Source organism: Micromonospora xinjiangensis, from assembly GCF_056150165.1.
The window spans coordinates 379,766-400,312 of the sequence record NZ_JAXCFO010000004.1 but is presented as its reverse complement, the minus strand read 5'-3'; the positions used below and the strand labels follow the sequence as shown (position 1 = coordinate 400,312).

At 72.8% G+C, this 20,547-nt stretch carries 22 protein-coding genes; 10 read left to right on the top strand and 12 right to left on the bottom strand.

All coding sequences use genetic code 11. The annotated features are described in order from the left end of the window. Positions 1-55 precede the first annotated feature (55 nt). Positions 56-3,790 (bottom strand): S8 family serine peptidase, encoded by a 3,735-nt coding sequence (locus SM573_RS17295; protein ID WP_474616551.1) that lies wholly within the window; start codon positions 3,788-3,790, stop codon positions 56-58. 201 nt (positions 3,791-3,991) lie between these two features. Between SM573_RS17295 and SM573_RS17290 the strand changes: the two genes are divergently transcribed. Continuing rightward, positions 3,992-5,218, top strand: a complete 1,227-nt coding sequence (locus tag SM573_RS17290; protein WP_474616550.1) for a PucR family transcriptional regulator — start codon at positions 3,992-3,994, stop codon at positions 5,216-5,218. Between the two features lie 152 nt (positions 5,219-5,370). On the opposite strand, the gene SM573_RS17285 is transcribed toward SM573_RS17290, so the two are convergent. Further along, entirely contained in the window at positions 5,371-5,970 is a 600-nt protein-coding gene (locus SM573_RS17285) for a DinB family protein (protein WP_474616549.1), read from the bottom strand. 116 nt (positions 5,971-6,086) lie between these two features. Between SM573_RS17285 and SM573_RS17280 the strand changes: the two genes are divergently transcribed. Next, entirely contained in the window at positions 6,087-6,629 is a 543-nt protein-coding gene (locus SM573_RS17280; RefSeq protein ID WP_474609955.1) for a GNAT family N-acetyltransferase, read from the top strand. 118 nt (positions 6,630-6,747) lie between these two features. Here SM573_RS17280 and SM573_RS17275 read toward each other — a convergent pair whose 3' ends face one another. Next, positions 6,748-6,996 (bottom strand): cation:proton antiporter regulatory subunit, encoded by a 249-nt coding sequence (locus SM573_RS17275; RefSeq protein ID WP_474616548.1) that lies wholly within the window; start codon positions 6,994-6,996, stop codon positions 6,748-6,750. A gap of 53 nt (positions 6,997-7,049) precedes the next feature. Beyond that, the gene (locus SM573_RS17270; RefSeq protein WP_474609957.1) at positions 7,050-7,274 is read right to left on the bottom strand and encodes a hypothetical protein; all 225 of its coding nucleotides are present in this window, start codon (positions 7,272-7,274) and stop codon (positions 7,050-7,052) included. A 506-nt stretch (positions 7,275-7,780) separates the two neighbouring features. On the opposite strand from SM573_RS17270, the gene SM573_RS17265 reads away from it, so the two are divergent. Together SM573_RS17265 and SM573_RS17260 are read left to right on the top strand one after the other, a co-directional pair. Further along, entirely contained in the window at positions 7,781-8,596 is an 816-nt protein-coding gene (locus tag SM573_RS17265; RefSeq protein ID WP_474616547.1) for a rod shape-determining protein, read from the top strand. Positions 8,597-8,627: 31 nt separating this feature from the next. Then, positions 8,628-8,954: a TraR/DksA family transcriptional regulator gene (locus tag SM573_RS17260; protein WP_474609959.1), complete on the top strand. Its 327-nt coding sequence runs from the start codon at positions 8,628-8,630 to the stop codon at positions 8,952-8,954. Here the strand turns inward: SM573_RS17260 and SM573_RS17255 are convergent. Beyond that, positions 8,936-9,754, bottom strand: a complete 819-nt coding sequence (locus SM573_RS17255; RefSeq protein ID WP_474609960.1) for an AraC family transcriptional regulator — start codon at positions 9,752-9,754, stop codon at positions 8,936-8,938. The two genes, SM573_RS17260 and SM573_RS17255, sit on opposite strands and share 19 nt — an antisense overlap. A gap of 48 nt (positions 9,755-9,802) precedes the next feature. On the opposite strand from SM573_RS17255, the gene SM573_RS17250 reads away from it, so the two are divergent. Continuing rightward, complete coding sequence (locus tag SM573_RS17250; RefSeq protein ID WP_474609961.1) at positions 9,803-10,225, top strand: DUF2000 family protein; 423 nt, start codon at positions 9,803-9,805, stop codon at positions 10,223-10,225. A gap of 208 nt (positions 10,226-10,433) precedes the next feature. Further along, a complete protein-coding gene (locus SM573_RS17245) occupies positions 10,434-11,114 on the top strand; it encodes a DedA family protein (RefSeq protein ID WP_474616546.1) in 681 nt (226 codons plus the stop codon). Between the two features lie 147 nt (positions 11,115-11,261). Here SM573_RS17245 and SM573_RS17240 read toward each other — a convergent pair whose 3' ends face one another. After that, a complete protein-coding gene (locus tag SM573_RS17240) occupies positions 11,262-12,263 on the bottom strand; it encodes a helix-turn-helix transcriptional regulator (protein WP_474616545.1) in 1,002 nt (333 codons plus the stop codon). A gap of 123 nt (positions 12,264-12,386) precedes the next feature. Here SM573_RS17240 and SM573_RS17235 point away from each other — a divergent pair, with 123 nt between their 5' ends. After that, on the top strand, positions 12,387-12,839 hold the full coding sequence (locus SM573_RS17235) for a VOC family protein (RefSeq protein ID WP_474609964.1): 453 nt from the start codon (positions 12,387-12,389) through the stop codon (positions 12,837-12,839). A 141-nt stretch (positions 12,840-12,980) separates the two neighbouring features. On the opposite strand, the gene SM573_RS17230 is transcribed toward SM573_RS17235, so the two are convergent. Beyond that, the gene (locus SM573_RS17230) at positions 12,981-13,736 is read right to left on the bottom strand and encodes a DeoR/GlpR family DNA-binding transcription regulator (protein WP_474609965.1); all 756 of its coding nucleotides are present in this window, start codon (positions 13,734-13,736) and stop codon (positions 12,981-12,983) included. A gap of 118 nt (positions 13,737-13,854) precedes the next feature. Between SM573_RS17230 and SM573_RS17225 the strand changes: the two genes are divergently transcribed. Continuing rightward, a complete protein-coding gene (locus SM573_RS17225; RefSeq protein WP_474609966.1) occupies positions 13,855-15,081 on the top strand; it encodes an MFS transporter in 1,227 nt (408 codons plus the stop codon). Positions 15,082-15,170: 89 nt separating this feature from the next. On the opposite strand, the gene SM573_RS17220 is transcribed toward SM573_RS17225, so the two are convergent. From SM573_RS17220 to SM573_RS17210, 3 genes are all read right to left on the bottom strand, one after another. After that, positions 15,171-15,923, bottom strand: coding sequence for an IPT/TIG domain-containing protein (locus SM573_RS17220; protein WP_474616544.1), 753 nt, complete (start codon positions 15,921-15,923; stop codon positions 15,171-15,173). Further along, positions 15,920-16,645, bottom strand: a complete 726-nt coding sequence (locus SM573_RS17215; protein ID WP_474616543.1) for an IPT/TIG domain-containing protein — start codon at positions 16,643-16,645, stop codon at positions 15,920-15,922. Before SM573_RS17215 ends, SM573_RS17220 begins: the two co-directional genes overlap by 4 nt. 366 nt (positions 16,646-17,011) lie before the next feature. Next, positions 17,012-18,031 (bottom strand): aldo/keto reductase, encoded by a 1,020-nt coding sequence (locus tag SM573_RS17210; protein WP_474609968.1) that lies wholly within the window; start codon positions 18,029-18,031, stop codon positions 17,012-17,014. Positions 18,032-18,182: 151 nt separating this feature from the next. On the opposite strand from SM573_RS17210, the gene SM573_RS17205 reads away from it, so the two are divergent. Beyond that, positions 18,183-18,770, top strand: coding sequence for a TetR/AcrR family transcriptional regulator (locus tag SM573_RS17205; protein WP_474609969.1), 588 nt, complete (start codon positions 18,183-18,185; stop codon positions 18,768-18,770). 131 nt (positions 18,771-18,901) lie between these two features. On the opposite strand, the gene SM573_RS17200 is transcribed toward SM573_RS17205, so the two are convergent. Together SM573_RS17200 and SM573_RS17195 are read right to left on the bottom strand one after the other, a co-directional pair. Next, positions 18,902-19,126: a hypothetical protein gene (locus SM573_RS17200; RefSeq protein WP_474616542.1), complete on the bottom strand. Its 225-nt coding sequence runs from the start codon at positions 19,124-19,126 to the stop codon at positions 18,902-18,904. Further along, a complete protein-coding gene (locus SM573_RS17195) occupies positions 19,123-19,800 on the bottom strand; it encodes a sigma-70 family RNA polymerase sigma factor (protein ID WP_474609971.1) in 678 nt (225 codons plus the stop codon). Before SM573_RS17195 ends, SM573_RS17200 begins: the two co-directional genes overlap by 4 nt. A gap of 254 nt (positions 19,801-20,054) precedes the next feature. Here SM573_RS17195 and SM573_RS17190 point away from each other — a divergent pair, with 254 nt between their 5' ends. Beyond that, on the top strand, positions 20,055-20,537 hold the full coding sequence (locus tag SM573_RS17190; protein ID WP_474616541.1) for a peroxiredoxin family protein: 483 nt from the start codon (positions 20,055-20,057) through the stop codon (positions 20,535-20,537). Positions 20,538-20,547 lie beyond the last annotated feature (10 nt).

Genomic DNA, 20,547 nt, shown 5'->3' with positions numbered 1-20,547 from the left:
ACCACTCGCCCGGCGGGTGGGGCGGAGGCCGCTCACGCGACCCCCGCCCCGTTGGTCACTTCAGGCCGAAGGCCCGGGTGACGACCTGGTCGACGCTGTTGTCGCGGGTGTCGCGGGCGGTCGCCCGCAGCGTGACGAACCGCGCCGTACGGGGGGCGTCGAGGCGCGTGCGCCAGCCGTCACCGTGGCGCTGGAGCCTGGCGTGCTGCCAGGTGGCGCCGTCGTCGTAGGACACGTCGAGGGTCACCGCCCGGATGGTGCCCGGCTCGGCCGCCGTCGGCAGGTGCAGCGCCGTAACGCTCAGGTCGCTGTGGCGTTTCGCCCTCCCGTCGACGTCGGTGTCGACGGCGTAGTCCAGCTGGATGAGCGACGGGTTCCACACCCCGCCCGCGCTGACCGCGCCCGAGACGAAGCCCCACTCTGTGCGGGTGGCGGTGGAGTACGGCCCGGCCCACCCGTCACGCTTGTTCTCCGACACCAGCCGGTACGGCAGCGCCTCGGCGCTGAGCGGACCGCTGAACAGCATGTTCTGGTAGCGGTTGGTCTCCCGGATCAGCCTGTCGCCCTGGTAGAACCGCAGGACGTTGTCCGTGGCGAGGTTCTCGTAGGTGTTGCCCTCGTGGGCCGCGCCCGAGTCGCCCCAGCCGGGGATCAGTGCGGAGAAGCCGCCGTCCTCGCGGAAGACGCTGTAGTTGGTCAGCAGCCGGGGGCGCTGCACGGGGCCGAACCAGCGCTCCTCCTGCGTCGCGCCGGCCCGGTAGGCGGTGGGGGCCGTCTGCTGGCCCTGCTCTCCCGGAATGCTGACCTGGGTGCTCCACCGCTCCCCCGCGGTCACCCAGTCGGTGCGCTCCCCCCGCGCCGGCACCTGCGTGAAGTCGAGGATGCTCGACCCCCCGGACGGGCTGGTGTCACCACGCGCCTCGAGCGCCCGGGCGGGACGCCAGTTGCGGAACGACATGTCGACCCGGGCCAGGTCCCGCTGGGTGACCCGGTGGGCGAGGTCGGCCGGCACGGCCCCCTGGTAGTCGCGCACCAGGTCGTAGATGTAGTCGGTCTCCGGCGCGGAGGTGACGTCGAGGCGGACCCGTCGTTCGTGCCGGATCCGGCTGATCAACTGCTCGCCCTCGTCGCGGGTGAGGGTGGCCACGGTCACCGGCGGAGCCGGACGTGGGTCCCACCACGAGCCCGGCCACGGCTGCAACCGCCCGGTGCCGTCGTTGACCACGAGCAGGAGGCTCGCCCCGGCGGACGCCGCCGCGGCGGCCTGCTCCTCCGGGGTGACGGTGTCGCTGCGGCGTACCACGACGGCCTTGCCGCGCGCGTTCACCGAGGCGTACTCGGAGCCGGCGCCGGTGCCCGCGAAGACGGTGTCGAGGTGGTGCCGGCCGCGCGGCAGGGGGGTTGCGGCGCGCTGCACCCGCAGGTCGTCGTAGGCGTGGCGGCCGGCGGTCACGGTGAGCGCGGGCTGGGCCAGGCGCCAGCGGGCGCCGACGGTGAAGGTGCCCGTCGTGACCTTCCGGTCGGTGGGCAGGAGCCAGACGCTGTCGTACTCCGGCCCGGTGTACCAGGCGGAGGCCCAGGGGATGCCGAGATCGCGGAACAGCTCGAACCGGGAGCCGTCCGGAGTCGACGGTTGGGGGGTGGTCACGGTGACCCGACGGGCCTTGGTGGCGTCGAACACGACCGTGCGGTCCTGGTCGAGGATGATCTCGGGTACGGGCAGCAGGCCGAGGCCGCGCGAGTGTGGCCCGTTGACGCCCTCGAGGTCGGTCTTCAACCACGCCGAGTACGTGCCGGCGGGCAGCCGCAAATCGAGGGTGCCGGTGGCGTCGATCTGCTGCGCGGCCGACAGGGCGCCCGCCTTGTCCAGCAGGACGAGTTCGCCGCCGATCGGCCGGCCGCCGCGGTCCTTGGCCTCGAGGGTGAGGCGGTGACGCACGCCCTCGCGGCCGACGGCGACGGAGGTGCGGGTGCGGACGGCGCCGGAGGCGTCGGTCGCGGTCAGGAATCCCGAGATGGGCCGGTCGGCCGGGGCCCGGTCGTACTGCGTCGTGAGGGTCACCGCCGCGGTGCCGTGCGCCGGGACGGTGATCTGCCGCGCGGAGGGGGTGACGAGGTCGGCCGGGCCGGCGTCGAGCGCGGTGGTGAGGGTGAGCGTGACCGGGCCGTCGGCGATGTTGGTGTAGCGGACCTCCCGGGTGACGGGGCCGGTGGGTGCGGGCCAGTCCGGGTAGCCGAAGTCGGCGTGGGCGGTGGCGAAGACGGTGGCCGCGGTGGTCGCGGCGACGTCCAGCCGGCCGTTGCCGCCCTGGAACGGGGTGAGGTCCGGGGTGGCCCTGGTGGTGCTCGTCAGTGCCTGCTTGAGCTGCTGCCCGGTGAACTCCGGGTGGCGGGCGGCCAGCAGCGCGGCGGCGCCGGCGACGTGCGGGGTGGCCATCGAGGTGCCGTCGCCGTACCGGTACATGCCCTCGCCGCCCGAGTACTGCGAGCGGGCGGCGAGGATGCCGACGCCGGGTGCGGTGAGGTCGGGCTTGAGGGCCTTGTCGCCGACCCGGGGGCCCTGGCTGGAGAAGCCGGCGAGCAGGTCGGCGCCGTCGACGGCGCCGACGGTCAGGGCGGCGTCGGCCGCGCCGGGGGTGCCGACGGTGTACGGGGTGGGACCCATGTTGCCGGCGGCGACGACGAACAGGGCGCCGGTCTCCTCGCTGAGCTCGTTGAGGGCCACGCTCATCGGGTCGGTGCCGTCGGTGGGGTCGGCGCCGAGGCTCATGTTGACGATGCGGGCCTTCTGGTCGCGGACGGCCCACTCCATGCCGCTGATGATCCAGGATTCCTGGCCGGAGTTGTTGTCGCCGAGGACCTTGCCGATGTGCAGTCGGGCGCCCGGTGCGACGCCCTTCTCCGTGCCGCCGGAGGCGGCTCCGGTGCCGGCGATGGTGGAGGCGACGTGGGTGCCGTGGCCGAACACGTCCTTGACCGTCTCACCCGGCACGAAGGACTCCGTGGCGGCGATGCGGCCGGCGAAGTCGGGGTGACCGGTGTCGATGCCGGTGTCCAGGACGGCGACGTCCACGCCCGCGCCGGTGTTCCCGGTCTTCCAGACCTCGGGGGCGCCGATCTGCGCGGTGCTGTCGGCGAGCGCGGCTTCGACCTTGCCGTCCAGCCAGATCTTGGCGATGCCCCCCTTGAGCGCCGGCCGGCTGCCGCCGCTGGCGCGGGAGGTGGCGCCCTCTGCCCCGCTGATCGAGGACCAGAAGGCGTCCGAACGGTCGACGGTGAGGGCGGCACCCTGGATGCTGTCCAACGCGCGCACGTCGCGCGCGCCCCGCGGCATCGCGACGGCACGCGAGCGGGCGGCCGCGTCGGTGTAGGTGACGATCAGCGGTAGCCGGTCGCGGTGCGCGTCGTCGTAGCCGTCGGCCAGCAGCTCGGTGATGTTGAACAGCTGCTTGTCCAGCAGCCCGGCAGCCACGTACGGCAGCGCGCCGTGCGGGTAGACGTAGGTGTCCGTGCCGTCGCGGGACAGGCTGAAGCCGGTCAGGCGGCCGTCGGCGTCCCGTACCTCGGGGCTCAGCTCCCCGGCGGCGGTCCTGGTCGCGGTGACCTTCTCGCCGGTGACAAGGGTGATGGTGGCGGTGGGGGTGGTGACGGTGGCGGCTGGCGCCGCGGAGGCGGTCGGCGGCGGGGGGTCGGTGGGCGCGGCCGTGGCCGGGGTGGGCACCGCGGCGAGCACCACGACGGCGGCGCACAGCGCTGTCAGCCGGCGGCCGCGAAGACGTGAGATGAGCACAGGATTCCTTAAGTTGATCAACTAAGGGTCGGCACATGTTAATGTGCCGATCGCTTGTTTCGGCAAGGGTTCCGCCCGGTTGCCGAGAGCACCGGGGGTGCGCCCCCCTGTCGCGTGGTCGGCCGGTCGGGCCGCGGCTGCCGCCCTACCCTGGATGAACCGGGTCGGCGTTCGGTGCCGGCCGTGCACGGGGAGACCGCGATGACCGAGGGCGCCCGCCGAGCAGCTCCGGACGGAGGGCGCTCGGACGACGGCTGGCTCGCCGAGGTCGCTCGCGGCGCCGGTGCCGATGCCGGTGGGGTGCCGGCGGAGCTGCTCGGTGACTATCTGCGGCTGCTGACGGACGCGGCGGTGAGCGGTCGTCGGCCCCGGCGCGGCGAACTCGACGCGGTGGGGGCCCTCGGCCGGCGCGCCGCCGAGCAGGGTGTGTCGGCGGGGCGGGTCGTCCGCCTCTACCTGTCCGCGGCGCGGCGGCTCTGGCAGCAGCTGCCCCACCTGACCCGCTCGACCGACAGCGAGGCGGTGCGCGCGGCGGCGGACGCGGTGCTCCACGTCGTCGACACCGCCGTCGCCACGCTCGCCGAGGGGTACGCGGCCGCCCGCCGGGACCTGGTCCGCCGGGAGGAGACGCTGCGCCGGGAACTCGTCGACGACCTGCTGCGCGGCGACTCCGACCTCGGCGGCCTGGTGGAGCGGGCCGAGCCGTTCGGGCTGGACCTGGCGCGGGTGCACCAGGTGGCGCTCGCGTCGCCGGGCCGGCGGCTTCCGGACGCCGACACGGCGATCAGCGCGCTGGAGCGGGTCATCTTCGACCGGCTGGGCGACCGGGACGTGCTGGTGGCCACGAAGGAGGGTCTGCTCGTCGTGATCGCGCCGGCGGACCCGGGGACCGCCGACCGGGGTGCGCGCGGCGGCGCGGCGGGCGACCTCGGCCGGTTGGTGCACGCCGAGTTGGACCGGCTGGCGCGGGGCCGGCCGTGGCGGGTGGCCGTGGGCCGCCCGCACCCCGGCCTGTACGGGATCGCCCGCTCCTACGAGGAGGCCCGGGAGGCGCTGACCACGGCCCGGCGGCTGCGCGCCGAGGCCGCGGTGATCGACGCGCACGACCTGCTCATCTACCGCGTACTGCTGCGGGACCAGCCGGCCATGGTGGATCTCGTGCAGGCGGTGCTGACGCCCCTGAGCCAGGCCCGGGGCGGCGCGGAGCCGTTGCTGGACACCCTGAACGAGTACTTCGCGTGCGGCGAGGTCGCCACCGAGGCGGCCCGCCGCCTGCACGTGTCCGTCCGCACCGTCACCTACCGGCTGGACCGCATCCGTGCGCTGAGCGGTTACGACCCCGCCGATCCGCGGGACAGGTTCACCCTGCACGCCGCCGTGCTCGGCGCGAGGGCACTGGACTGGCCGCGCCGGCCGCTGCCGGTCTAGGCTACGGCCGGTCCCCGTACCGGCCTCAGCGCCGGCCAGCACCGACACGATCTGGGTGGTCCGCAACCCGGAGAAGCTGCGGCCGTCGGCGGTGGTGACCGAATCGACGACGTGCCGGCGGCGCGTCGTGGTGAGTCGGCCCGTCGCCGTCGTCATCCGGCTCGATCGACAGGAACCGAGATGCCGCGCCTGCCGGCGTCGAGGGCCGCCTGCTCCACTCGCTGGCGGTGGTCGGACCACCATGACTCGTCGGCGGCGGGCAGGTTGTCGTGCCCGGGCAGCAGCCCGGCCGAGCCGTCGATGAGTTCGCGCACGATGTCGGCGTGGCCGGCGTGCCGCTGCGTCTCCGCGATGACGTGGACCAGGACGTGGTGCAGGGTGACGGCGGCGTCGCCCCACCACGGCACGTGGCCGATCTCGTCCAGTGCGAGGGCTTCGATGGTGGCGTCGGCGTGGGCGGTCGCGCGACGGTACAGCGCGACGATCTCATCGCGGGTCTCCTCCGCGGTCGCCCACATGTCGGCGTTGGTCTGGGCTCCGTCGCCGACGTACGGCAGTTCCTGCTCGAACGGCCGGCCGAACACGACGCCGAAGTAGCGGGTCTCGCAGACCGCCGAGTGCTTCACCAGACCGAGCAGATTGGTGGCGGTACGGGTCAGGGGGCGCCGGATGTCGTACTCGCTGAGCCCGTCGAGTTTCCACAGCAGCGCATCGCGGCCGCCCTTCAGGTAGCTGTGCAGGTCTGCCTTCATCGCGGCACTATGGCAGCCGTCGGGCGTCCGCCGCTGCCCGGACCCCCCTCGGCCTCTCCTTCGCCGTCGGGGCTATCGGTTTGCCGCCGGCCCGCCCGGTCGGATAGGAAGCTCGCATGCTACGAGGTGACAACGTCGGGCTGCGGGCCCGGCACGAGGACGACATCCCGGTCCTGCGGGCCGAGCTCTACGACGACGTGGTCAACTCCTCGCGGTCCGAGAGCCAGCCGTGGCGGCCGGTCACACCCGCCTCGCGGGACCGCCGGCTCGTGGTGGACGACAAGGAGCAGGGGCACGTCCCGTTCTCCGTCGTGGAGCTGGACGGCGGCACGCTGGTCGGGACGGCGACGCTATGGGGCATCGACACTCACCACCGGTCCGCGCACATCGGGCTGGGGCTGCGTCCGTCCTTCCGCGGCAAGGGCTACGGGACTGACGTGGTCGCGGTGCTGTGCTACTACGGTTTCGTCGTACGCGGCCTGCACCGGCTGCAGATCGAGACGCTGTCGGACAACGCCGCCATGCTGCGCTCCGCCGAGCGCAACGGCTTCGTCCGCGAGGGCGTGCTGCGCTCCTCGGCCTGGGTTCTGGGCGAGTTCCTGGACGAGGTGCTGCTGGGGCTCCTCGCGAAGGACTGGAAGGCGGGCGCGAAGGCCTAGGTTCCTGGCGACCGACCGCCGCCGCGGTCTCGGACGGCGCGGCGGTGGTCGGACCGCTCGGGGACGACGTGCCGGAGCCTCGCCCGGCGCGAGGAGCGACGGGGCCCGCTCCGGCGGATCACGATGGCACGGCGACCAGTTCCGGAAAGCCGAGCAGGGTGGCCAACGCGGTCGCCTCCGCCCGGGTGAGGGCGAGGCTGATCATACGGTCAGGGTCGTCCGGGTCGTCCTGCACGATGTCCCGGCGGCCACCCACCTGGTACTCGACGATGCCGATCCGGCGGCCCCGTTGGGTGGTGAAGGTGTGGCGTACTCCGACGCCGGGGAGCATCGTGCGTTCGATGTCCGGCGGGCGTTCGTGGTTCATGAGGAAAGCTCCAAGCGGTGCGGCTGCCCGAGCCGGCCGGGAGCGGAACGGCGTCAGGGCAACGCGGCGGACGGTCGAGCGGGCGCCGCGACCTTCGGCGGAGCACGGTCGGCCGACCAGGCGGGAACGCACGCCGCCACGGCGCGGTTCAGCCGGAACACGATGCACATGCCCACCGCGTGGCCGGTGCGGACGGCCGCGACGACAACCGCGAGCACGGCCAGCATCGACAGCACGAGCGGCCGTTCGACGCCGACGGGGTGCGGTGGGTTGCGCATGCGGGCAACCATAGCCGCCCGCCGGTCGTCGGCCCGGCGGCCCGACCCGCACTCCCGCGCCCGGGCCCGAGCAGCCACCACCCGTGACAGCGGTCGGACGGTACGCGACGCCGTTGGCCGGACGTCGGCAATCGCGCCGACCGTTGTTGGCCGGTCGCGGGCAATGTCAGGCCCAGGTTTTCGGGCGACGCTGGAGGTCCGACGCGGTACCCGAGTAGCGAGGAGGCGCTGATGGCCCGTATGCCGGTCACTTCGCCGCCCGTGTTCGCCGGCTCTGCGCCGCTGTCCCCGCCGGGGCCGGCACGGCGTCCCGCTCCCACCGGCGTCGGCGCCTCCGGGACCGGCCTCCTCCCCGCCCCTGCCGGCCGCTGCCGGCGGGCGTGACCCGGGGACGTCGACGCCCCGGCCGACGCGCGACCTGTCGGCCCGCTCGCGGTCCGCCAACCGGTCCCCTTCTTCGCGCCGTCCACCGGACGGCTGCGTATCCCACCCGGAAAGAGGTCGGTATGCCCGGCAACGTCACCTCCGCTCGACCCTCGGCGCCTACCCGGATGCTGGTCGGCCGGTCCCACCGCAGCGTCCCGGCGGCGACCGCCGATGCCGAGCCGATCGCCGTGGATCTCGGCAGCGCCCAGCTGCGGATCTGGCTGGGGCCCGGCGGCGTGCTGAGCGTCCCGGTCGGCCAGGGTCTGCGGACACCGGTCGTGCGGCGCGGACGCGTCGTGGACGGCTCCGCCTGCGCCGCCGAGCTGCAGCGACTGCTGCGCGACCACCGCACCTCGGTGCCGGTGGGGGCGCTCGTGGTGGCCTGCCGTCCGGTGCTCGCCACCCCGGCCGAGCAGGAGGCGACCCGCCGGGTGCTCACCGCCGTGTTCGCGCCCTCGCGGTTGCTCTTCGTCGACAGCGTCCGCGCGGGCGCCATCGGCGCCGGTGCCGCCGCCGGCACCCTGCTGCTCGCCGACATCGGCGCCCAGCTCACCGAGGTGGCCGTGCTGGAGGAAGGCCGGGTCGTGGCCGCCCGGCGCGCCGAGGTCGGCACCCGCGACCTGAACCACGCGGTGAGCGTCCCCATGCTCGCCGACACCGCCGCCCGGCTGATCCACGAGCTGCGGCGGGAACCGGCGACGCGGCCCCTGGTCCGTGCGGCCCTGGCCCGAGGCGTGGTCGTCGTCGGGGACGGCGCGACGCGACCCGATCTGACCGCCCGGCTGGTCGCCACCCTGGGCGCGACGGTGCACCGCGCCGCGTCCCCACGCACCGCCGCCTTGACCGGCGCCAGCCTGGCCGCCGTCGCCGCGAGCCGACACCCCACCACCGACTGAATCCGACACCCCCGACGCAAGGAGCACGACGATGACGCAGACGCTGAACGACCGCACCGAAATCCTGCGCGAGCTGTTGGAGCGGCAGTTCGACGAGCACACCGACCAGCTCACCGAGCTGACGGTCTACTCGCGGCTACCGGACCACGGCGGTCACGACCCGGACACCCTGCGCCAACTGATCGAGGCCGCCCGGCGGGGTGTCGCCGACACCGCCCAGGCGCTGAAGCGGATGTCCGAGGGCGGCTACGGCGAGTGCGAGAGCTGCGGGCAGGACATTCCGACGGCTCGCCTGGAGATCCTGCCCTCGACCCGCTACTGCGTGCCGTGCCAGCAACGTCAGCGTGGCGGGCGGTGACCGCGGCCCACGTATCGGGCGGGGCTCACACCGAGGTGACGCTTGAAGTGCCGTGTCAGGTGGGACTGGTCGTAGAACCCGGCGGCCGTGGCGGCTGCCGCGGGTGGGTGGCCGGCGAGGAGCAGCCGTCGGGCGTGCTGGACACGCCGGCCGGTCAGGTACAGGTGCGGCGGCAGCCCGTACGCCTGGGTGAAGGCCCGGACCAGGTGGGTCGGGTGGGCCTGCAACGCCTCGGCGGCGTCACGCAGGGTGAGGCCCTGCACGGTCCGGGCGTCCAACAGCTCGCGCAGCCGTGCGGCGAGGCGGTGCGAGGGCAGCCGCGCACCTGCCGGGGCGCGCTCCCGCAGGTGCAGGCTGAGGCGTTCGAGGATGAACGCGAGCCGGCTCTCCGCCTCGAGGTGCTCCTCGGGCCGGGTGAGCGCCCGGTGCAGCTGGTGGACGCGCTCGCGGAGCAGGTGGTCGGGCAGGGTCGGCTGGTCGACGGCGGCGCCGGAGAGCTGCGCGCCGAGGACCGTGGTGTCCAGGTAGAGAACCCGTTTGCGGAAGCCGTGATCGGTGGCGGCGCGGCCGTCGTGGGGCACGTGCGGCGGTAGGAGGGTGACCGAGCGCCGCAGGACACCGTGCTGGTGCCGGTCGAGGTCGAAGCGGATCCCCCCGTCGTCGACGATCAGCAGCGTCCAGACGTCGTGCGTGTGAGGCGGGTAGGCGTGATCCACGAAGTGGGCGTGGAAGACCTCGGTGATGCCCCGCACCGCAGGCCGCCACGCGCTGACCTGCGGCTGCTCCCGCCGCCCGTGCATGTCAGGAACGTACAAGACGGATCCGGGCCGGGGGCGCAGGCTCATCGTGTGAACGAACCGATCCGTTTCGACACGAAGATCGCTGTCCTGCTCCGCGACGACCTGGCCACGTGGCAACGGCTGAATGTCGCGGCGTTCCTGATCAGTGGCATCGCGGGTGCGACACCGGAGCTGCTCGGCGAGGAGTACTGCGACGCGGACGGCGGCCGGTACCTGCCGATGTTCCGCCAGCCGGTGCTGGTCTTCGCCGGTGACCGTGACATGTTGACCACCGCGCACGGCCGCGCGCTCGCCCGCGCCGTACCCATGTCGATCTTCACGCAGGAGCTGTTCAGCACCGGCAACGACCGGGACAACCGGGCGGCGGTGCGGGCGGTCCCCCGCGACAAGCTAGACCTCGTGGGCCTGGCGGTGCACGGCCCGCGCAACGCCGTGGACAAGGTGCTCAAGGGGGCGCGCCTGCACCGCTGAACGCCCTGCCGCGTGGCTGAGTGCGATGACGTGTATTCCGCGAACACCTTGGCGGCGACCAGCCGCGCGGGTCGACCTCGGTCGCACGTGCGCGGCCGTCTTCGCCCTGCGTGCCGGGACGGTTGCGTTATGGTCGGGACCAGGTTCGCGACACTCACGCTCGCAGCTGGCTCGAGGGCCCTCATCACCGCTCGCCAGGAGTTGCCCGATGTCCTGGATCAACGCCGCTCTCGACGCGCTGTCCGACCTGCCGACGCCCGTGATCCTCCTGACCGCTACCGCGTTCAGTCTCGGCGAGTCGGGGCTCGGCCTCGGCATGGTCGTCCCCGGGGAGACCGTCGTGCTGGTCGTCGCCGCCGTGCTCGACAGCCCGGCCGCGCTGATCACACTGTTCCTCACCGTCGGCGTCGCCAATTCCGCGGGTGACCACATCGGATACCTTCTCGGCCGCCGGTACGGCCCGCGTCTACGAGGTACTCGGCTCGGCAGACGGATACCCGCGTCGAGTTGGGATCGGGCACTGCAAGCGCTGCACAGGTACGGCGCGTGGGCGGTGTTCCTCACCCGGCTGCTACCGATCGTCCGGACGCTCACCCCGGCCACCGCCGGCATGGCCAAGGTGCGCTACGCACGCTTCCTTCCCGCCTCCCTGGCCGGGGCGTACATGTGGTCGGCGCTGTACGTCGCCGTTGGCGCCTTCGCTGGCGCCTCCGCGGAGCGGATCGGGAGCGTCATCGGAAACACGGGCACGGCCTTCGCGCTGGCGCTGATCGTCCTGACCGTCCCGGTGGTCTGGGTGCGGCGACGGCGGCGCGCAGCCACCGGTCCGGATCGTCCGGCCAGGGACGCCGACGGCACGGCTGAGGCCGGGGTCGTGGTGAGGAAGTGAGGTGCGAACACCGCCCCGGAACTGGTCGCGCCGCCCCGCCTTCGGTATCGACACCGCCTGCCGTGCATAGCGGCGAGGCCCTAGTCTCCGCCGGTCATCGCCGACTAAGCCGACGTGCCCTGACATCGGACCTTGCACGGGGCCGGCTCACGGGTTGTCGCAGGAAGGAGCGTCCACGTATCCGACCGCGGTTCTCGCGAACCGGCTCGCCAGTCGTGCGAACACCTGGGTGAGCTCGGGTGGGTCGACGACCTCGACGTCGGCGTCGAACCGGGCGACGGCCGCGGCGAGCCCCGTCCAGGACCAGGACCCGAGGGTGAGTCTGCAGCGGTCGGGGCCGAGCTCCTCGACGAGTCCGTCGCGGGAGTACAGGGCGACGGTCGCGGCGGGCAGATCGAGGATCACCGTGCCCTGGCAGGGCCAGTTCCCGGAGGCGGCGGTGGCGCCGTGGAAGCGGCTGGTGACGAAGGTGGTGACGTCGCCCCCCGGGAGCGGTCTGGGGGTGAACCGGGGGCCGTTGGGGGTGCGCAGCGAGATCCGGTCGGCGCGGAAGGTCCGCCAGTCGTGGCGGTCGAGGTCGTAGGCGACGAGATACCAGCGGCCGTCCCAGCTGACAATGTGGTGCGGCTCGGCGCGGCGCGGACCCTTGCCGGTGGCCTCGGTGCCGTAGTCGAAACGTAGTGTCTCTCGGGCCTGGACGGCGTTGCTGATCGCGAGCAGCACGTCGCCGTCGACGGGCGTGTTCGGCCGGGTGGTGGGTCTCTCGACTGCCGTGACCCGCAGGGCGTCGACGCGGTTGCGCAGCCGAGCGGGCATCACCTGCCGGATGGTGTGGAGGGCTCGCGCGGCGGGTTCGGCGAGACCGCTGTTCGGCGTGGTGGCCGCGACCTGCAGGGCGAGGGTGAGCGCGACGGCCTGTTCGTCGTCGAACAGCAGCGGGGGCAGTTCGGTGCCGGCACCGAGCCGATAGCCCCCGTCGGGGCCCTTGACAGCGGCGATGGGGTAGCCGAGTTCGCGGAGGCGGTCGACGTCGCGGCGCACTGTGCGCAGGCTGACGTCGAGGCGCGCGGCCAGGACAGCGCCGGACCAGTCCCGGCGGGTCTGCAGCAACGACAGCAGGGCCAGCAGGCGGGCGGAGGTCTTCGGCACGGATCCGATCCTGCCGGAGATAGGTGACACTTCCTGGCACCCACCTCTGTGAGTCTGGGTCCACGCCCGGTCGGCTACGGCCGTCCGGCCCGTGCCGCGAACCATCTCTCCAGAGGAGCCGTCATGAGCATCACCACCACCGCACACCTCAACTTCGGTGGCAACGCCCGCGAGGCGCTGGACTTCTATCGCTCGGTGTTCGGCGGCCGGCTCACGGTCATCACGTACGGCGACTTCGGCATGCCGACGGAGCTGCCCGACGCCGACAGGGTCGTCTGGGGCCAGGTCGCGGCCGACAACGGGTTCCGGGTGATGGCCTACGACGTGCCCGGCCAGGCCGGAGCTCCCGTCCGCGTGGCGGCGGCCACCCGGCGGGAGAACGGGGTGACCCTGACCGGCCAACCGTTCTTCATGTCGATCCGCGGCGAGACCGTCGAGGAGGTCGGCGTGCTGTGGGCGAGGCTGGCCGACGGCGCCACCGTCGTGGAGGACTACGGCCCCGCGCAGTGGGCGCCGGCGTTCGGGATGCTGACCGACCGCTTCGGCGTCACCTGGATCCTCGACGTCGCCGTGTGACCGCCACCAGCCGGGGCTCGGTCGTCCGGCATGACGTGCCGCCCTGTCACATGCCCGGTCGCCGCCGGGCCCTCGCGGCCGCGCAGTTGCGGCGCGCGATGACACCGATCAGGTCGAACAGCACGACGTCCGGCATGCCGGTCACGCCTTGTGCACGATGGTCCCGGCGGCGGTCAGCGCCGTCGTGTCCTCGTCGGAGGCGTCGGCGGTCGTGACGACCATGGTGAGCGCGGACACGGGCGCGACGAACGCCAGCGCGGTGCGGGAGAATTTGGCCGGTTCGGCGACGGCGATGACGCGGTGGGCGGAGGCGATGATCGCACGCTTGATCGCCGCGTCGGCGAGATCGTAGGCGGTCAGTCCGGCGGCGGTCAGCCCGCAGCAGCCGAGGATCGCGGTGTCGAAGCGCAGCGCCGCCAGCGACGCCTCGGCGAGCGGCCCGGTCAGCGCGAGCTCGCCGGGCCGCATCTCCCCGCCGGGCAGCAGCAGCCGCAGTTGGGGCCCGCCGGCCAGTGCGTCGGCCGCGTGCATCGACATCGGCATGATCGTGAGCCGGCGCGGGGCGAGCAGGCGGGCGACCTCCAGGCAGGTCGTGCCGCTGTCGAGGACGACCGCCTCCCCGTCGGCGATGAGCTCAGCGACCGCCTGGGCGATCCGGCGCTTGGCGTCGCCGCCCTCGTGGGCGCGCATGGCGAACGGTGGCTCCTCGCCGCGCAGGGTGAGGCTGCGTGCGCCGCCGCGGTAGCGCTCGAGCATCCCCTGCTCGGCCAGCTGTTCCAGGTCGCGGCGCACGGTCATCTCGGAGGTGCCGGTCAGCTCCGCCAGCTGGGTGACGCCGAGCTGGCCGGCCTGCTGCACCGCCTCAAGGATCCGCCGGTGGCGGTCGCCGATGGTCATGTCACCAGTGAACATCAACACGGCCACCGAATCAACGTTTCACACACCGGAATTGTTTGATACGTTTGGAATCACGTTCGCTACTGCGAGCGGCCCGCCTCTCGCTGTTAAGGACGACATGACCTCGACCCTCGCCACACCTGTCACGCCCGCATCGGCTCGGGCCGCCGCCACAGCGACGTACGCGGCGTTCATCGGCGCCGGGTTCGCGTTCGCGAGCTGGGCGTCGCGGATCCCGCAGGTCCGCGACCGCCTCGACCTCGACCCGTCGGCGCTCGGCCTGGTGCTGCTCGCGATCGCCGCCGGCTCCCTGCTGGCGCTGCCGCTGTCCGGCGCGGTGGTGACCCGGATGGGCTCCTCGCGCACCGTGATGTCGATGGCGGTGCTGTTGGGGATCGGCCTGACCACGGCCGCGCTCGGCTCGCTCGCCGGCATCGTTCCGGTGGTGATCGGCCTGTTCCTGTTCGGCTTCGCGCAGGGCGCGTGGGACGTGGGGATGAACGTGCAGGGCACCGTCGTGGAACGGCACCTCGGCCGGTCGATCATGTCGCGCTTCCACGCCGGGTTCAGCCTCGGCACGGTCGCGGGCGCGCTCCTCGGCGCGGCCATGGTGGCGTTGCACGTGCCGGTCGCCGTCCACCTGTGCGCCGTGGCCGTCCTGGTCGTGGCCGCCGTCCTCTGGCAGGCCCGGCGCTTCGTCGCCGACCACGACCAGCCGACGGAGCCGGACGAGGCGCCCGCACCGCGGGTCGGCGCGTTGACCGCCTGGCGCGAGCCGCGGACCCTGCTCATCGGGGTGTTCGTGCTCGCCTTCTCGTTCGCCGAGGGCGTCGGCAACGACTGGATCAGCATCGCCGCGATCGACGGGCACCACGTGTCGGCCGCCCTGGGCACCCTCGCCTTCGCCGGTTTCCTCACCGCGATGACCGTCGGCCGCTGGTTCGGGCCCACCCTCCTGGACCGCTACGGCCGCGTCGCCGTCGTGCGCGTCCTGGCCCTGTTCGGCATCGCCGGGACCGCGCTGTTCGTCTTCGCCCCCACACCGACCTACGCCTACGCCGGCACCGTGCTCTGGGGTCTCGGCGCCTCGCTCGGCTTCCCGGTGGGCATGAGCGCCGGCGGCGACGACCCGCGCCGCGCCGCCGCCAGGGTCAGCGTCATCGCCTCGATCGGCTACTGCGCGTTCCTCAGCGGCCCACCGGCCATCGGCTTCCTCGGCGACCACCTCACCGTGCTCCGCGCGCTGATCACCGTGGCCGCGCTCCTCGGTATCGCCGCACTGATCGCGGGCACCGTCCGTCCCCTGCCCGCGGCCGGCAGCGACGGGACCGCCCGCGCGGCGTGACGACCGGAGAGGGGTGGCGAGAAGCGTCTCGCCACCCCGGACCTGTTCCGGCCGTGCCCCCGGGGCAGCAGCGCCCGGGGCACGGCCGGTCAGGCCCGCCGTACGCGCTGCCCGCGGCGACGGGTCGCCAGCAGCAGCACGGCACCGGCGAGCAGCAGGGTGAGACCGGCCGCGACGGGCTTGCCGAGCGACGCGCCGGTGACCGGCAGGTTCGCCTGGTAGTGGAAGGGAACCTGGTTCGACGTACCACCCGGCGTGGTCACCCGGACCCCGGCGTCGCCCGCCACGCACGGCGGGGTGCGGAACGTCAACGACCGGCCGTCCGCGGCCACGGTGACCTCGCCCGCGCCGATCGTCCGACCGCAGACGTGGACGGTGGTCCGGCCCGGCACGAACCCGCTGCCGCGGACGGTCACGACGGTGCCGCCCGCGACGCTGCCCTGGTCCGGGACCAGCGAGTCGATCCTCGGCGCCGCCGCGGGCACCCGGTAGGTGAAGGTGCCGGCGTCAGCCGTACCGGCCGGGAAGACCACCTCGACCGCCGCCGGACCCGCGGGATTCGGCGGGGTAACCACCGTGATCGTGGTGCCGGCCGGGTTGACGGTGAAGCCGGTGCCGGCCGCCCCGGCGAAGGTCACCCCGGTCGCCCCCGTGAAGCCGGTACCCGTGATCGTCACCGTCGTACCGCCGGCGGTCGGGCCCTCGCCCGGCGTCAAGCCGGTCACCTCGGCGCCCGTGCCGTCGGCCAGATAGGTGTACGACAGCGCGGGCGCCTCGCCACCGGCCGTGCTCACGACCACCGCCGCCGGGCCCACCGCCCCCGGCGGTGTCAGGGCAGTCAACGACGTCCCGTCGGCGGCCACCAGCACGCGGTGGCCGCCACACCGTCGAAGGTCACCACCGTGGCGTTCGGCACGAAGCCCGTGCCGGTGATCGTCACGGACTGACCGCCCGACTGCGGGCCGGAATCCGGCGAGATCGTCGACGCGATCGGCGGCACCGCGGGCGGACTCTGGCAGGAGGCCTCGGCGAGGATCACCTGCCCGAGCGAGACCTGCACCGGCTCAGCACCGTCGAAGCCGGCGACGGAGAGCAGCGCGCGCACGTTGATCCCGATCGCGTTGTTCGGCGTACCGGTGAGCTGGCGGTCGACGACGGCGCGCAACGTGGCGTCGGTCAGGCCGGTGAGGGTGACGCTCGCGGTGAACTCCTGGGCCGTGTCCCGGATGCTGATCGGCTGACCGAAGACCGCGATGTCCTCGCCGGTGGCTCCGGCGCTGGTGGTGCCGGCGCTGCACTGCGCGGTCACCCCCAGCTGCGAGACGTCCAGCACCTCGACGCCGAGGACGCTCAGCGTGAAGTCGGCGAGCTGCGACGAGGCGGACGACGTGACCTGCCCGCGGGTCGCGGTGACCTCCGCGACCGTGCCGGTGGCGACCACGTTCACCGGATCGGAGAGGCTGACCTCCACCGACGACTCGCCGTCCGTGCCACCGCCGGGCGGGGCGGTCACGCTTCCGAAGATGCCCTGGGCCTGGACCGACTCCTCACCGGGGTCTCCCACGAGGTCGAGGACGACGCCTCGCGCCGCGGCGTCACCCGGAGCAGCGAACGCGGGCGGCGCCGATCCCAGGGCCGCCGCGCCCGCCACCAGTAACCCGACCGATGCCACCGACAGTCGTCGCCGGACAGCCGTCATCGCTTCCCCCGTTCACTCCGGCAGGTGCCGTGGCACGGAAGGTGGTCCACGTCCACGCCGCTCGAAGGGCGAAACGAGACAGGGAGCGGCACGCTACGGCCTCCGCTACCAACCGTGTTCATTCGAGCACCGCGCGTTCGGTGCTTGCCGTGGGCTGATCTCGCAGCCGAGCGGCGACGCCGTAGCCGTCAGTGCTGCCACACAGGACTCTCAGCAGCGGCTCGGGGCCGGTCAGCGCCGTCGCAGCGACGGGTCGAGCAGGGAGGGCGGCGTGTCGTACTTCTCGTGCGCGGCGAGGTCGACGCCGGGGGCGACGATCGCGTCGATCGCGTCGAGGACGTCGGCGGAGAGCACGGTGTCGGCGGCGGCGAGCTGCGAGCGCAGGTGGTCCAGGGTGCGAGGTCCGATGATCGCGCTGGTGACGGCGGGGTGCGCGGTGACGAAGCCGAGCGCGAGCTGGATCATGGTCAGGCCGGCACCGTCGGCGACCCTGGCCAGTTGCTCCACGGCGTCGAGCCGGGCGCGGTTGGCGCCAACGGTGAGGTCGAAGCGTTCCGGCATGAACCTCGAACGACTGGTCGCGATCTCCCGGCCCTCGCGGATCGCGCCGGACAGCCAGCCCGAGGCCAGCGGGCTCCACGCCAACACGCCGAGACCATACTGCTCGGTCACGGGCAGGACGTGGGACTCGATTCCGCGTTGCAGGATGGAGTAGCTCGGCTGCTCGGTGACGTAACGGCCCAGGTGATTGTCGCGGGCGGCCCACTGGGCCTGCACGATGCGGTAGGCCGGGTAGGTCGACGAGCCGAAGTAGCGGATCTTTCCCGACCGTTGCAGGTCCGTCAGCGCCGACAGCGTCTCCTCGTCACTGGTGGAGGGGTCCCACCGGTGGATCTGGTAGAGATCCAGATGGTCGACACGGAGGCGGCGCAGGCTGTCGTCCAATGCGGTGACCAGCCAGCGGCGGGAGCCGCCCCGATGGTTGCGCTCGTCGCTCATCGGCATGCTCACCTTGCTCGCCAGGACGATGTCGTCACGACGGCCCGCGATGGCGCTGCCGACCATCTCCTCGGACTGGCCGTTGCTGTACATGTCGGCGGTGTCGATGAGGTTGATCCCGGCCTCGAGGGCGGCGTCGACGATGGCGTTGGCGTCTTCCTGAGTGGTGTTGCCGATCCTGCCGAAGTTCATCGCGCCGAGCGCCAGGGAGCTGACGTGGACGCCGGTGCGGCCCAAGCTGCGGTACTGCATGACTGGTCCTCCCGAGAGGTTGGGCGAGCCGCGGTGCCGGTGGTCGTGACCGACCCGCCCCGTGACATCATGAGAAGCGGAACAACGTTCCGGTGAACACTATCCGGAACGGTGTTCCGTTTAAAGGGCGAGTGACGGAGGTAACGACGCGGTGACCCCGATCGACAACGGGCAACCGGCCCCCCGGAAGCGGGCCGATGCCCAGCGCAACCAGCAGCGACTGCTGGACGCGGCCGCCGCGACCTTCGTCACCTCCGGTGTCGACGCGCCCGTACGGGACATCGCGGCCAAGGCCGGCGTCGGCGTGGGGACGATCTACCGCCACTTCCCGACGCGGGCCGACCTCATCGTCGCCGTCTACCGACACCAGGTGGAGGCGTGCGCCGAAGCCGGTCCGGCGTTGCTGGCCACCAGCGGCACACCGCACACCGCCCTGGGGCGCTGGATCGACCTCTTCGTCGACTTCCTGGTCACCAAGCACGGCCTCGCCGAGGCGTTGCAGTCCGACGACGCCGCCTTCGACGCCCTGCACGCCTACTTCCTCGACCGACTCGTCCCCGTGTGCGCCCAACTGCTCGCCGCCGCCGCCGATGCCGGCGAGATCCTCACCGACATCGACGCCTACGGGCTGCTGCGCGGCGTCGGCAACCTCTGCATCGGCGCCGGCAAGGACCCGCGCTATGACGCACGCCGCATGGTCGAACTCCTCGTCGCGGGGCTGCGCCTCGACCGAGGATGAGCCGGCGGCCGCCGCGTGGCCGAGGGTTGGTCTGACCGACTGCGGCTCCGCTCAGCAGGCGCTACGGCGTCTTCCCACGGATACGGCGGTCAAGGGTTCCCGAGATGTGAGGCGGTACGAGTTGCCGCGGGTCAGAGCCGCGGGTCGGTTATCGCGGCGAGCAGACCCTCGAGGTCCTCCTTGCATGGGCCGCAGGCGCGCAGGTGCGCGGCGACTCCCTGGTAACGCGCGGCTGCCGCCTCGGCGTCCGTGGCGGCCAGCTCGGCGTACATGTGCAGCATCTCCATCGCCTGGCCGCATCCCACGTCTGCGGGATCGGTGCGCAGGAAGCGGTCGAGCGCAGACATGTCGTTCATCGCTGCTCCGAGGTCTTGTCATGTGGGTATCCACGAGCGCCCAGAGCGGTCCGCAGCTTACGACGGGCGTCGAACATGACTTTGTAGATCGCGTTGCGGTTCGACCCGAGCCGCGCGACCAGGGCGTCCAACGGTACGCCGTTCAGCACAATCTCGACGAAGACCTGGCGCTGGCGCTCGGTCAGCTCCGTCTCCACCGCCTGGCGCAGCGCGGTGACCAGCTCGCGCCACTCGGACTCCCGGGACGGGTCGAGCCCGAACCGGTCCGGCAACCGCTCCCAGTCCGCCGTGTCGAGCGACACCTGCGCCCGGCGCCAGAAGTGGCGGCCGACCTTGCTCGACACCTCGAAAATCACGAACTTGTAGGCCCAGGTGCTGAAACGGCTCTCCCCCCGGAACTGCCCGATCTTGCTGGTGATCGCCAGCAGCGCGTCAGCCGCCGCCTGGTACGCCAGGTCGTCGAGCTCCGGGCCGTCGATGCCGATGCGCAGTAGCCCGCTGCGGCGCCGCACCTCGCCGCGCGCGACCCGCAGCAGGAGCCCGTGCAGCCGGACGACAGCCGCCTCTCGCTCCGCGCCGCCGCCGGCGAGCGTGCGCACCCACTCGGCCGACTCCGGGTCGAGCCGGCTTGAGGTGTGCGGGCTGTCGTCCGAGCTCGTGAGATCCGCCGGCATCACGTACGAACTCTAGCCACGCTCGTCCAAGGACCTCCGGCGAGAGCCGGCAGGCATGTCGGGCCGGGAGAACCTTTCCCGACCCGCGCTGTGACGCCGGTCTCACGGCGGTAAGAACCCGCTCGGGACACGTCACCCACATCGCGTGACTGGTTCGTTCGTCGACGCAACCGCGTCGGTGAGCGGCGCCGGGCCGGAGAATCCGCCGACCGGACCCGAGCACAATCCGCGAGCCGAGACAAGGAGATTCAGAGATGAGCCTGCTACGGCCTGGTGAGCAGTTTCCCGCGCTGGCGCTGTCACTGCCCGACGGCGACACCCTGCACGTGCCGGACGCCCTCAGTGGCGGCGTCGGTGTGGTTCTCTTCTACCGCGGCTCGTGGTGCCCGTACTGCAAGGCGCAGCTGCGCGCCTTCCAGCGGTCGCTGGGGAAGCTCGCCGAGCTCGGCGCCAAGGTGGTCGCGGTCTCGGTCGACGACGAGGCCACCACGAAGCAGACGATCGCCGAGCACGGTCTGGAGTTCCCGGTGGGCCACAGCGCGGACCCCGTCGCCTTGGCCGAGACGACGGGCGCGTTCGTCAACGATGACCCGAGGTACCTCCAGTCGACCGGGTTCGTGCTCGACCCGGAGGGCAGGGTCGTGGTCAGCGTCTATTCCAGTGGGGCGATCGGACGCCTCGTCCCCGAGGATGTCGCCGGACTGATCCGGTACCTGCGCGAGCACCAGACCGCGTGACGAAGAGGAC